This window comes from Paenibacillus sp. J2L1-98 (genome assembly GCF_056269405.1).
The window spans coordinates 356,257-369,474 of record NZ_JBWDNW010000001.1; the positions used below are offsets into that span (position 1 = coordinate 356,257).

Here is a 13,218-nt window from a genome sequence, read left to right on the forward strand (position 1 = left end):
CGGATCGGGATCGTGTTCTCAAAAAAGCCTTTTTCGTATGTGGGTAAAGTTTACTTGAGTGTTAATTTCCGATATAGTATTAACAGGTTTTCAGCATATCACGAAGAGGTGTTTAGTTTGAATCAAAAATTGTTTTTTTCCGGGTTAATTATCATGTTTGTACTCAGCGGGATTGGCCATTTTGCCCACTGGGACAACACGGTACAGTTCATCATTTCAGCGATCGCCATTATTTTCGTAGCAGGGTTCCTTGGCAAAGCTACTGAGAGCGTGGCGCACTATGCCGGGCAACGGCTCGGTGGCTTTCTAAACGCGACCTTCGGAAATGCCGCCGAGCTCATTATCGCTATTTTCTTGATAAAGGCCCAGCAATTCGACATGGTGAAAGCGAGCATAACAGGCTCCATCATGGGAAATCTTTTGCTCGTGCTCGGTCTTAGCGTTTTGCTAGGCGGACTGAAATACAAGGAGCAGAAATTTAACAATCGCTTAGCAGATCACAATTCAACGCTCATGATCATGGCTGTTATCGGCCTCTTCGTGCCGGCCGTATTCGTCGTATCGCAAAAATTCACGATTGAGAAGGATCAATTTCTAAGCCTTGCGGTTGCCGGCATCCTGATCATCTCCTACATATTGTGGTTGATATTCTCTATGGTCACCCATAAGGATATGCTCTCTGACGAAGTCATGAACGCGGATCACGGCGAGGAGCCGGCCTGGTCCAAAGGGATGTCGATCTTCTTCCTCCTCCTTGCTACCGTTATGGTTGCCTTTGTGAGCGAATGGCTTGTACATACGCTTGATGCGTTTAGTGAGAAATTCGGCTTGTCTGAGCTGTTTATAGGTGCATTCGTTATCGCTATCGTCGGTAATGCCGCAGAGCATAGCGCCGCCGTCATTTTGGCCATGAAGAACAAAATCGGCGCCGCAGTCGAAATCGCAATCGGAAGCAGCCTGCAAATTGCATTATTTGTAGCTCCCGTGCTCATTCTCGTCAGCGCCATGTTCGGCAACACGATGGATATCGTCTTCTCCCCTATCGAACTGACAGCAATCGGCGTATCCGTCTTTATCGCTAAATCAGTTTCTCGTGATGGACATACCAACTGGTACGAGGGTGTGCTGCTTCTTATGGTCTATGTCATTCTTGGCGTTGCCTTTTATCTTGTATAAACTAAGCTGCATACGGAATAAAGAAGATAAGAAAAAAAGAGTAGTCTCCGCGGAGACTACTCTTTTCTTTCCAAGGCTTCGTATAACATAGCTAAATTCCGTTCTAACCTACTCACTATTTCCTTACCTGCTAATTCAGCAATTAGGCCGGCGCGAACAGCAAAGTCAATCTCTCGCGAGAATCCATACATTTGCGTATCTAGCACTTCTTCGTACAGCGGACATTGACGGGTTGTCAAGTTTTCCATTTGAACTTCGATTAATTTTTCTATTTTACTCGCATCTTCCTGAAGGAGACGAAGCGCTTTCTCATGCAATTGTACCGTAATTTCCGGTGAAGACATCGTTTTCCCCCCTGTGCGCGTATCCGCCATCTTCTATACCCTTTATATTAGACGAAAAAGAGGGATTACACAAGTTCAAAACGAAAAGCACCTCTTCAACAATGAAGGGGTGCTTTCTCTAAAACATTATATTTCTACTAATCCGTAATAACCGTAACGTTCAAGTTATGCTTCGCGAATACATTAGACATTGCTGTTTTTGCTTCTTCAGCATCAGGACCGTGTACATGCAGTTCGTATGCATGTCCGCCCACTAGTGTTGTGAATAGTCCGAGTATGCTCTTTACATCGATATATTTGCTCTCGGCTTGCAGAACGATGGACGAAGTGAATTGGCTAGCCGTTTGGGAAATTTCTACAATAGCTGCGTTGTTTGACATGGGAGATCCCTCCAGTTAAATTAGTAAAGCTTACCTTTGTCACCATGATAACCCGAATTGTAACATCCAGCAAGGGGTAAAATGAAAATCACTTTATTTCCCATCAATTACATAGGAATGCGATGTTAGAATCGGAACTTATTTCAAATTTTCGGCATTCAGTCCTTCCAGCTCTGGAATAACGAAAACGCCATCCTTACGAATAAGTACATCGTCGAAATAAATTTCTCCGCCGCCGTACTCCGGACGCTGGATAAGCACTAAATCCCAGTGAACAGAGGAGCGGTTGCCATTGTCTGTCTGCTCATACGCTTGACCGGGAGTGAAGTGCAGACTGCCCGCAATTTTCTCATCAAACAAAATATCATTCATTGGATGCAAAATATGCGGATTAAATCCTATCGCGAACTCCCCAATGTAACGCGCGCCCTCGTCCATGTCTAAAATCTCATTCAAACGAGCCGTGTCATTGCTTTCTGCCTTTACGATTTTCCCGTCCTCGAACGTGAGCGATATGTTTTGAAACGTTACCCCGGAATAAACGCTAGGCGCGTTATACGTAATCGTTCCTTGCACAGAATCGCGTACAGGAGCGGAGAAAACTTCGCCGTCGGGTATATTGCGGTGGCCGGAGCATTTTTTGGCTCCGATATTTTTGATCGAGAAGCTAAGGTCGGTTGACGGCGATACGATGCGGACACGGTCCGTCTTGATCATTAGTGCCTGCAGCGGATCCATCGCTTTGTCCATTTTAGCATAATCCAAATTACATACGTCGAAATAGAAATCCTCAAAGGCTTCCGTGCTCATGTTGGCCAACTGTGCCATCGATGCGTTCGGATAACGTAAAATGACCCATTTCGTTTTTTTGACGCGCTGCTCCATATGTACCGTATTTCTGTAGATCTGCTCGTATAAGCGCATATTAGCATCAGGAATGCCTGCCAGCTCGTTTACATTATCGCCGGATCGCACAGCAATATAGCCTTGCATATTTCGCATACGTTCCAGATCAAGCGACGCCCACAGCTCCATCTGTTCCTTGGAAGCATGCTGCAGCAAAGTGCGAAGAACGGAACGATCGCTCGATTCTACAAATGGTCTGCCGCCTCGCCGCGCAACCTCTTCTATTAAACATTTTGTCAGCTCTCGTTCTGAACCGATCATGTCAATTAACACATTTTCTCCAGGCTGAACATCGATGGAATAACCGACTAAATTTTGTGCCAGCTTTTGCAATCGCGGATCACGCATGTTCATATCCTCTCCTTCTTACTTGCATTCGCGAACTAATCCATCGTAACACGTTTCATTGATTGTTGAATAGTATCGCTCGAAGCGCCATTGAAGGATTGAAAACGGACCGTTGTATATCTTGCCTCTGAAATTGGTTTTTCATCATACTTGTAGCTGAATGACGTCTTTTCCTCCATTTTTAGCGGAAGCATCCGATCCCGGTCAATGACAAGCTCGTACTCCGTGGCCGCTTGCATGGACGCAAGCATACCGTCTAATTGCTTGCGGGAACGCACAAGCTCCTCCTTCCATTCCTGGCGGTACGGACTGCCTTCTGAAGGCATATTGGCCCCGAGCTGATCGAGCTGCTGGCGCAGCCGCTGCTCCCATCTTTTTTTCGTGATGTTGGAATGCTCGCTTATTATCAGCGTAACCGTTTCCGGATCGTATGTGTCGTTTGCCAAACGAACCTCTTCGTTTGCATTATTTAATGTTTCAAGCACTTGTACGGGATTCCAGTGCAGCGTCTCCTCGCTGTTCGTCTGTAAGGTCAATTGCTGATGGTCCACCACCTTGCCTTCGAAGACTTCAGGTTTAAACTCCAAGCCATCCTCCGTTTTAATACTCATGGATCCCGTAAAAGCATATTGATCCATAGCCGCAAGTCCCGAATAGGATAAAGACAACCATTCCTCCGGTGAACGCTTCTTACCGACTTGGCTGCAGCCGGGCATCGTCAATATGCATGTTAAAATAAGAATACTGGCTCCAACAGCTTGCTTCCGTTTCATGATCATACCTCCCGTCCAACCTGTTACTATAGTATCGTCTCTATCCTGCCGGTTCCTTATTCCAAACATGAACAAAAAGAAAAGGATGCCGGGCTAAGGCATCCTTAAGTTCTATTGCATAAAACCGAGCTTTATTTAGCTTTGACCTACAAAAATGCAATTTCTTCCATTGTTCTTCGCTTCATACAGCGCCATGTCGGCACGGTAAAACAAAGATTCTACGCTAACTTTCTCATCCTCAAACGTCCATTCGGATACTCCGCAGGATACGGTTACGACCGGCTCCGTCTCTTGTTCGACATGCAGCCGAATCCGCTCAGCGATGCGATAAGCCTGCTTGGCTCGAATGCCCGGCAAGTAAACGGCAAGCTCCTCGCCGCCCCAGTGTGCCGCAATGTCGCCTTGTCTTATGGATTCTCGGATAATGTTACTTACATGAATGAGTATCCGGTCACCGACTTGATGTCCGTACGTATCGTTTACCCGTTTGAACAAATCAACATCCACGAGGATAAGCGAGCCGAATTGATCCTTGCGTTGTCGGCTTTGAATTTGCTCGTTTAAATAATGACGGGCATGCAGCCCAGTCAAATTGTCGGTTATGACCATACGGCGAACTTCAGCATGCAGGGAAGCATTCGATACCGCGATTCCAATGTGCGTGCTCATCACTTGAAGCAGCTTATAATTTTCGTAAGAGAAAAAATTAGGCGTCTTATGCGTAACCAGAATGACCCCGCCGACCTCTCCATCAACCATGATCGGGGCATGAGGACATATGAAGCTGCGTGATGTCTGTCTGGAAACCGATTGGAGTTACGTATGTGAAAATACAAAAAACAGCGCCATCGTTTCTCCTTTGCAGGGGAAGCGCTGCAACAGATATCTCTTCTGTTTCACTAATGCTTGGCCGGCCGCTGATCAGAACGGCGCGGACGGCCTTCTCAAGCGCAGCATTACGCTTCTGTCCCGCGTTATACAACCCAGCAGATGCAACCTCTTCTGCTTGTTTATTGAATAACACAAATTGACCGGTCTCAAACGAGGCTAATCCTGCTGCTTCATTTATCCATTGCATAAAACTTTCTTTGAACAAAGGAAATAGCATTGGCTCGTCCGCATCGCTAATATCTTCACTACTGAACCAAACCGGTTGCAGTTCTGCTGTTGTATTCACAATTGCTGATGTTTTACGATATGCAAAATTGCTATTCATTCGATCAACCATGCAGCCCCAACCCTTCCATCTGTCAAACAAGGAGATGAGCTTCCTACATCACTCAATAATACAATCATCATACTTCACTTTTGAGTTTTTTGCACTACTGCGCCTGTAAAATATAGGACTATTGACGCCCCTTTTGCAACATTAAAATTGTAGTGCAAACCTTGACAACGACTATATATTTCATATATTATTTATTGATGAATAGATGGGCGTACGGTTTTGTGTCACCCTCATGAAATACGTTCGCTGTAGGCCAGCGGCTGACTAGCCTAACAGGGACGAGCATGCTCGGACGTTGAACGTATTCGGCGAAACACAACCCCATTCACAAATTTATTTGATGAAGGAGTTAATTTTACGTATGTCACGTTATACAGGACCTAAATTTAAACTAAGCCGTCGCCTTGGAATCTCTTTGAGCGGAACGGGTAAAGAACTTGCAAAACGCGCATTTCCACCAGGTCAACACGGCCCTAACCAACGCAAAAAGTTGAGCGGTTATGGCGTTCAATTGCAAGAGAAACAAAAGCTTCGTCACATGTACGGTTTGAACGAAAAACAATTCCGCAACTTGTTTGACAAAGCGGCAAAAATGAAAGGTAAAGCCGGTGAAAACTTCATGGGCCTCCTTGAAAGCCGTCTTGACAACCTCGTTTACCGTCTTGGCCTTTCCAACTCCCGTGCAGGAGCTCGCCAGTTGGTATCACACGGTCACGTTACTGTAAACGGCAAGAAAGTGGATATCGCTTCTTACAGCGTTTCTATCGGCGATGTTATCGGTTTGCGCGAGCGCAGCCGCAGCCTAAGAACAATTAAAGAAGCTATGGAAGGCCGTCATCACCTTCCGAACTACTTGGAGTTCAACGATCAAGCATTGGAAGGTAAATTCGTTCGTCTTCCTGACCGCGGTGAGCTTTCCCAAGATATCGACGAGAAACAAATCGTCGAATTCTACAGCCGTTAATTATGAAAAAAACCTTGAACCATACGGTTCAAGGTTTTTTTATGTCTGCAACTACGATTGGTCGGGCAGCTTAGGTGCAATTTCGACAGGTCTAACGCTGCCAGCCGGTGCGTTAATCGTCTTAGACGTCAGTCCCTTAATAAGTGCATTTACATCAATGCCGGAAACGCTCTTCAGCATTTCAGGTGCGGTAGACATTAATGAAGTAACGTAATTGCTTAGTCTCGCAGCCCCTTCGCCATTCCCCGTGTCTACGACAGTAAGCTTATCGATGCTGCTAATCGGCTCCGCTATTTTTCCGGCGAGCTCAGGCAGCATTTTCACAATAATATCAAGCACGGCAGCTTCACCGAATTTCTCAAATGCTTCAGCCAGCTTCTCCTTCGCCTCTGCTTCCGCTAAACCGCGAAGACGGATAACGTCTGCCTCCGCCGTTCCCTTCGCTCTCTCCGCTTCAGCAACAGCAAGGCCGTCCAAGCGCTTCTGCGCAGCATGCGCCTTCGCTTCCGCCTCGATCCGGTACTGCAAGGCATCCGCTTCGCGTAGAAGCTTCGCTTTGTTCGCTTCAGCCGCTTGCTCAACCGCGTAACGGTCTGCATCGGCTTTCTTTTTCACCTCTGCATCGTACTGCTTCTCGCGCCGCAAAATTTCCTTCGCTTCAAGATCAATCTCACGCTCTTTGCGTACGAGCTCAACCTTCATCTGCTCCTCGACTACGCTTTGCTTCGCACGCGCTTCTTGAATGGAATACGCCTGATCCGCTTCTGCTTTCGCTGTATCCTGATCGCGCTTAAAGGATGCAACCTTCATCTCCTTCTCTTTCTCTGCTTCAGCGATGTTAGTATCGCGCACAAGCTCGGCTTTTTGACCAGCCTCAGCAGCAAGCGCTTTCTGGATTCTAGCATCCCGCACCGCTTCGGCTTCCGCAATTTCCGCATCCCGCTTTACCGCAGCGATTCGCGGCTTACCGAGCGCGTCTAAGTATCCATGCTTGTCGCGCAAATCCTTGATTGTGAAGGAAACAATCTGGAGACCCATTTTCTTCAAATCCTTAGCCGCTACCCCTTGTACCTCTTGCGCAAATTTATCGCGATTACGATAAACCTCTTCCACCGTCATGGAACCTAGTATGGCGCGCAAATGTCCTTCCAGCACCTCCTGCGCCTCGCCCTTCAACGCTTCCGTCGGCTTACCTAGAAATTGTTCCGCCGCCGTTGCCACATCCTCAATCGCACCGCCGATTTTGATAATCGCTACGCCGTCTGCCATGACCGGAACACCTTGCTCCGTATAGACCTCTGGGGTGGATACATCAAGCTTGTGCGACAGCAAGGACAGAAACTCGGCCTTCTGGAATATCGGCAGTATGAACGCGCCTCCGCCTCTAATAATTTTTACTTTACGGCCCGATTCGTCCGTGCTTGCATTTCGAGTACCAAGAAACGAACCCGTTACGAGCATCGCTTCATCCGGGCTAACCGTCTTATAGCGCGCCCAGAAGGCTAGACCTAGTACCACGAGCACTCCGACAACAATTGCAGGTATAATAAAATAATCCGGCATTGATATTTCCCCTCTCAACTACATGATTTAAAATAAATTCACTTCCGAAACATAAAGCGTGCTGTCTCTGACTTCAACAACGACAACCTTAGCGCCACCCGCAATTGCGACGCCCTCAAAGCTAGCGGCGATCTGATTCGTAAAGCCTGCCCCCACCTTAACCATCACTTCCCCATAGCCTGACGCCGGGATCGGAACCAGCACATCCCCAAGCATGCCGGACAAACCATTAAGCGAAAAAGCGATTGAATTTTCACTTTGCTCCATCGGCTTAATATATAGGAAAAAAACAGCCGTTCCTGCAATGAGAGCAATTAATAAGGCGATAATTACGATCGCTGCCGCTCCAAGCGCAGTGTAGCGCCCGAGCATGATTCCTGCTCCTCCAAACACGGTAATGCCGCCTACAAGCGCAGTCGGCGACAACCAAGAATGACCATCTAACGATAAAAAATCGAGCGCACCGTCCAGCGTCTGCCCGAGCCAATCTCCGAATACAACACTTACGAGCGCATAAAGAATTCCACCGATTAGACAGGACAAAAATAGCGTCTCCAACTTCCCCCTCCTCTCTATGTATCCATATCCTGTTATTGCTTCCGTTATTTATTACGTTGAAAAACCGTCTTTTGTTTCCAAAATAATAAAGCTTGCTGAATTTTATCCATTCAACAAGCTCTGATAGAACAATTATCCTAATTTGATTTTTATGAATTTACGTTTGCCGACTTGAAGCACATCCCCGTCCTGAGGCACTACATCGGCATTGATATCCGTTATTTTCTCCTCATTTATACGTACGGCTCCCTGCTGCACACTTCGTCTTGCTTCACTGCTCGTTGGCTGTAAGCCAAGCACGGTAAGCAGCTTTACGATGCGAATTTGACCGTTATCGAGCTCATCCGGCGATACAGACACCTCTTCGATATCATCCGGAAGAGCGCGCTGCTGAAATACGGTAATAAAATGATTTTCCGCTGCTTTGGCCGCCTCTTCGCCGTGGTACATTCTCACAAACGTTGCTGCGAGCTGCATTTTCGCATCGCGCGGATGTACAGAACCATCTTCAAGACCTGATTTTAACGCCGCCAGCTCCTCGTTGCTTAAGTCGGTTGCAAGCTCGTAGTACTTAAACATGAGCTCATCGGGTATCGACATCGATTTGCCGTAAATTTGGCTTGGCTCCTCATCGATACCGATGTAGTTGCCCAAGCTTTTACTCATTTTGTTCACGCCGTCCAATCCCTCGATCAACGGTGTCATAATAGCAACTTGCGCAGGTTTATTATATTCCTTCTGCAGCGTTCTGCCCATGAGCAGGTTAAACTTCTGATCCGTACCGCCAAGCTCGACATCGGATTCAAGCGCAACCGAATCATAGCCTTGCATAAGCGGGTAGAAAAACTCATGAATGCTGATGGGCAGGCCTGACGTGTAACGCTTTGTGAAATCGTCGCGTTCCAGCATACGCGCAACCGTTACTTTAGCCGCCAGATTAACGACATCAGCGAAGTTAAGCGGCGCAAGCCACTCCGAATTGTAGTAGAGCTTCGTTTGCTGTGGGTCTAATATTTTGTAAATTTGCGTCTGGTACGTTTCTGCATTCCGCTTCACATCTTCTTCTGTCAGCTGCTTCCGTGTTTCCGATTTACCGGTAGGATCACCGATTCTGCCCGTAAAATCACCGATTAAAAGCTGAACCTGATGACCCAGCTCCTGGAATTGACGCAGTTTATGCAGAACAACGGTATGGCCGATGTGAATATCAGGCGCCGATGGATCAAGACCCAGCTTTACCTTGAGTGGTGTGCCTGTTGCGACGGCATTCGCTATTTTGTTCTTTAACTCATCCTCCGGCACAATTTCCTGAGCGCCGCGGCGGATTACAGCAAGCTGACGCTCAACCTCACTTTGCTGCTCCTTCGTTAAACTTTCCCACTTCACCATAAATCTTTTCCTCCCTCGTATGCATCTATATAGACATAAAAAATCCTTCCAGCCCCAAGGGACGAGAAGGATTAGCTCGCGGTACCACCCTCGTTAGAGTACGCCTGCATTTCAATGAAAACTTTCAATGAAAATAGCGATACTCTCACTTCGTTGTTGATAACGGAGACGGTCTCCGAAGTGAACTACTACGGCCTCGTTCAGCACAACTGGCCCCATGTCTTCACACTGGGTGTTGCTGATCAAGAGCAGAACGGTTCCTTCACTTAGCTCCAGGCGGTAATTCAACAAGCGGCGCATACCGGTTTTCACCACCCACCGGCTCTCTGCAATTACGATTCGCTGTCTACTTGTGCCCTTCAATGCCATGATTAGATGAAACTTTATAGTTTTTATACCATAGCACTCAAAGGAAGTCAATGCTGTTAAAACATGCGTTCCTATGGCGATTTATGTTATAATAGGTGTGCTATTTGGAGGAGGAGTCATAAAAATGCAAGAGGAACGTCAAACGCCGCCAGTCAAAAGAAGCAAATGGCGTACATTCGGAATTGTAACTTTTATAACAGTCAAATGGATCGTATATTTTGGAATCTTCATCGGATTGCTAGCCGGCGGAGCAGTAACCGGCTATGTCGCGGCACTCGTGAAAAATGAAGAAGTAAGACCACGGACAGTCATTGAAGACAAAGTCAGCGAAAATTCAATTACCGGTTTCGTTTACTTCAATGATGATACACTTGTCGGACAGCTTAGAACTTCTGAGGATCGAATGATTATTACATATGATGATTTGCCCCCTCAGGTAATCAATGCCGTGCTCGGCATTGAAGACAACAATTTTTTTGAGCACAAAGGCGTGGACATCAACGGACTTGGACGTGCTGTGAAGCAAAAGCTTCTTAACGAGGATACGCAGACGGGAGGAAGTACGCTTACTCAGCAGCTCGCGCGCCGCGTATTTCTAAGTCTGGATAAAACCGACAGCCGAAAAATTAAAGAAATATTTTTATCCCTGCGCATGGAGCGTTATTTAACGAAGAAGGAAATTTTAGCCGCATATTTGAACAAGGTTCCTTTCGGGAACGGTTCCAGCGGCTACAATTTATTCGGTATTAAAGCAGCTGCCAAAGGTATATTTGATATCTCTGATCTAAATCAGCTGAATATTGCGCAGTCTGCCTACTTGGCAGGCCTTCCGCAGCGGCCGTCAGCTTATACTGCTTTTACAGGCAAAGGCCAATTCAATCAAGCAAACTTCGAATTAGCGCTCGGCCGGCAGCAAACCGTGCTGAAGCGAATGTTGGAGACGGGCCGCATTACCCAGCAGGAATACGATGAAGCGCTCAAATTCGACATTAAGACATCGCTCGCTAAGCCAAAGGAGAAAGCTTATACGACCTATCCTTATCTGATGCTTGAAGCAGAGCGTCAGGCGGCTGAAATTATGCTTATGCAGCAGAACCCGAAATTAAAGAAAGCTGATATGAGTAAAAAAGAAAACGCCGCTCTAATCGAAGAAGCCCGTGATCATCTGCTTCGCGGCGGATATCACATTTATACGACGATTGACAAGGATATTTACCGGCTCATGCGAGAGATCGGAAGTAATGAAGAAAACTTTAGTCCGTACAGCGAAGAGAAAGGTCTCGAGCAAATCGCTGCGGTCATGCTGGACCATAAAACAGGTGCAATTGTCGGGATGTTGGAAGGCCGCGACTTCTACGAGGAGCAGCTAAACTATGCGACTCAAATGACAAGGCAGCCCGGCTCGACTATGAAGACGCTAGCCGCATATTTGCCGGCTATCGAGCAAGGTCTTATCCAGCCTGCCAGCATTATTGACGATGCGCCTATCGTTCTCAAGGACGGTCAGAAGGGCTTTCATATTCCGATGAACGTTAACCGGAAGTTTGCGGGTCTCGTTACGGCACGCGAAGCATTAAACCGTTCATTAAATCTGCCAGCCTTGAAAATCTTTAATGAGGAAGTCAAAATCGAAAATGCTTGGGAATTTGTCAAAAAGCTCGGCATTACGACGCTTCAGCCGGAAGATGCATATGCACAGACCGGCGTAATTGGCGGACTAAGCATCGGCGTATCCGTAGAAGAGATGACGAATGCTTATGGCTCCATTGCGAACAAAGGCGTTTTCAATGACGCTTATATGATATCGAGAATTACCGATGCCAACGGCAAGATCGTATACGAACACAAGCTTGAGCCAAAACGCGTATTCTCGGAGCAAAGCGCCTTTCTCATGACAGATATGCTGTCAACCGTTATTTCCAGCAAAAGCGGCTCCGCTAACAAGCTGAAGTCGCAATTCAAGAAATACGGTGAAATTCCGATTGCCGGTAAGACGGGCTCGACCCAAAGCTATGGGGACGTATGGTTCATGGGCTTCTCGCCTGATATCACATTAGGCGTGTGGGCCGGCTATGAGGAGCAGGTTAACTCCTTATCCGAGAAAGGCAAAGCGAGAGCCCGCTCGATATGGGCCTTAATTATGAACGAGCTGGCCGAAACGAAGCCTGAAATTTTTGAAACCGATAAATTCGAACGTCCTTCCGGTATCGTCAAGGCGACGGTATCCAGCGCAAGCGGCTTGCTTCCAAGTCAATTGACGAGGGAAGCCGGCATGCTCGTAACCGATTGGTTTAACAAAAAGGATATACCTAAGAAAACAGATGATACGCTCGTGAAGATGGCGTATATAACGTACAATGGCGTAAACTACGTCCCTAACCCTGCTACACCGAGCGACATGGTTAAGGAACAAATCGTCATAAAACGTAAAAAACCATTAGACGTCCTTATGGATGAGATCAGAGCAGCGCAGTCGAAACTGCCTGCAAGCAGCCGTCGTCCAATGGGGGTTTACTTACCTGCCGATGCAGAAGATAATGCGCCATCTAAGCCTGATCCGCGCGTTGATGACGGTGCCGCACCGCCGCCTCCTGCTAGCGTTAAACTGCAATCTTCGGATGGCGCGCTCATCTTAACGTTTAGTGACAGCTCGGCAAAGGATGTTGTTGGCTACCGCGTGTATAAATCGGTTAATCAGGGCGCTTATGAGAAGCAGGGCAAATCCATCATTGCCGGCGATGAGAAGCGCATGAAGCTGTACACCTCCAACTCGCAAAGCTACACCTATTACGTAACTGCGGTTGATGTCGCAGGGAAGGAATCAGCACCTAGCCAGCTGGTTCAATTCGGAAACTCTCCGATCAACCCCGGGCAGCCTGGGGGCGGGAATGAACCGGGCACAACGGAGCCAGCAGCACCTATAGGCTTTCATGTTGTGAAATCAGAACTCAGCGTTCTCTTAACATGGACGGCTAACAATGTATCTGACCAAGTAAAACAATATCATTTGTACTACAGTGCAAATAACGATGGGAAGTATACAAAAATCGCTTCCACCTCGGAAACATCTTATGAATATGTAGCGCCGCTCGTATCCGGAACCTTTTTTGTGACAGCGCAAAACGCAATAGGCGAGTCAGCTCCATCCTCGAGGAAAAAAGTTAATTAAACGGCCAAACGCCATTCGAATAGGTGCAGTCAAACCCTCATATTTTGCCAA

At 47.1% G+C, this 13,218-nt stretch carries 11 protein-coding genes, 1 pseudogene and 1 other annotated feature; of the genes and pseudogenes, 3 read left to right on the top strand and 9 right to left on the bottom strand.

From position 1 onward, the window contains the following. The first annotated feature begins 117 nt into the window (after positions 1-117). Positions 118-1,176 (top strand): calcium/proton exchanger, encoded by a 1,059-nt coding sequence (gene cax, locus AC0YNZ_RS01720; protein ID WP_475824988.1) that lies wholly within the window; start codon positions 118-120, stop codon positions 1,174-1,176. 56 nt (positions 1,177-1,232) lie between these two features. On the opposite strand, the gene AC0YNZ_RS01725 is transcribed toward cax, so the two are convergent. The 6 genes and pseudogenes from AC0YNZ_RS01725 to AC0YNZ_RS01750 form a co-directional block, all read right to left on the bottom strand. Then, positions 1,233-1,520, bottom strand: a complete 288-nt coding sequence (locus AC0YNZ_RS01725) for an Fpa/YlaN family protein (RefSeq protein WP_056636681.1) — start codon at positions 1,518-1,520, stop codon at positions 1,233-1,235. A 137-nt stretch (positions 1,521-1,657) separates the two neighbouring features. Beyond that, positions 1,658-1,900 (bottom strand): HPr family phosphocarrier protein, encoded by a 243-nt coding sequence (locus AC0YNZ_RS01730; RefSeq protein WP_475824989.1) that lies wholly within the window; start codon positions 1,898-1,900, stop codon positions 1,658-1,660. Between the two features lie 138 nt (positions 1,901-2,038). Beyond that, positions 2,039-3,154: an aminopeptidase gene (locus AC0YNZ_RS01735; RefSeq protein ID WP_475824990.1), complete on the bottom strand. Its 1,116-nt coding sequence runs from the start codon at positions 3,152-3,154 to the stop codon at positions 2,039-2,041. A gap of 35 nt (positions 3,155-3,189) precedes the next feature. Continuing rightward, entirely contained in the window at positions 3,190-3,927 is a 738-nt protein-coding gene (locus tag AC0YNZ_RS01740; RefSeq protein WP_475824991.1) for a hypothetical protein, read from the bottom strand. 135 nt (positions 3,928-4,062) lie between these two features. Further along, positions 4,063-4,719 (bottom strand): annotated as a pseudogene (locus AC0YNZ_RS01745) (GGDEF domain-containing protein); the annotation flags it as partial. After that, positions 4,679-5,155, bottom strand: coding sequence for a hypothetical protein (locus tag AC0YNZ_RS01750; RefSeq protein ID WP_475824992.1), 477 nt, complete (start codon positions 5,153-5,155; stop codon positions 4,679-4,681). The gene AC0YNZ_RS01750 and the pseudogene AC0YNZ_RS01745, both read right to left, overlap by 41 nt. A 361-nt stretch (positions 5,156-5,516) precedes the next feature. On the opposite strand from AC0YNZ_RS01750, the gene rpsD reads away from it, so the two are divergent. After that, positions 5,517-6,119, top strand: a complete 603-nt coding sequence (gene rpsD, locus AC0YNZ_RS01755; protein WP_475824993.1) for a 30S ribosomal protein S4 — start codon at positions 5,517-5,519, stop codon at positions 6,117-6,119. Between the two features lie 51 nt (positions 6,120-6,170). Here rpsD and AC0YNZ_RS01760 read toward each other — a convergent pair whose 3' ends face one another. The 3 genes from AC0YNZ_RS01760 to tyrS form a co-directional block, all read right to left on the bottom strand. Further along, entirely contained in the window at positions 6,171-7,682 is a 1,512-nt protein-coding gene (locus AC0YNZ_RS01760; protein ID WP_475824994.1) for a flotillin family protein, read from the bottom strand. 27 nt (positions 7,683-7,709) lie between these two features. Further along, positions 7,710-8,240 (bottom strand): NfeD family membrane protein, encoded by a 531-nt coding sequence (locus tag AC0YNZ_RS01765; RefSeq protein ID WP_475824995.1) that lies wholly within the window; start codon positions 8,238-8,240, stop codon positions 7,710-7,712. Between the two features lie 132 nt (positions 8,241-8,372). Next, the gene (gene tyrS / locus AC0YNZ_RS01770) at positions 8,373-9,626 is read right to left on the bottom strand and encodes a tyrosine--tRNA ligase (protein ID WP_475825482.1); all 1,254 of its coding nucleotides are present in this window, start codon (positions 9,624-9,626) and stop codon (positions 8,373-8,375) included. Positions 9,627-9,683: 57 nt separating this feature from the next. Beyond that, positions 9,684-10,001 (bottom strand) — a binding site (T-box leader). A gap of 121 nt (positions 10,002-10,122) precedes the next feature. Between tyrS and AC0YNZ_RS01775 the strand changes: the two genes are divergently transcribed. Beyond that, positions 10,123-13,167, top strand: a complete 3,045-nt coding sequence (locus AC0YNZ_RS01775; RefSeq protein ID WP_475824996.1) for a transglycosylase domain-containing protein — start codon at positions 10,123-10,125, stop codon at positions 13,165-13,167. Positions 13,168-13,218: the final 51 nt, after the last annotated feature.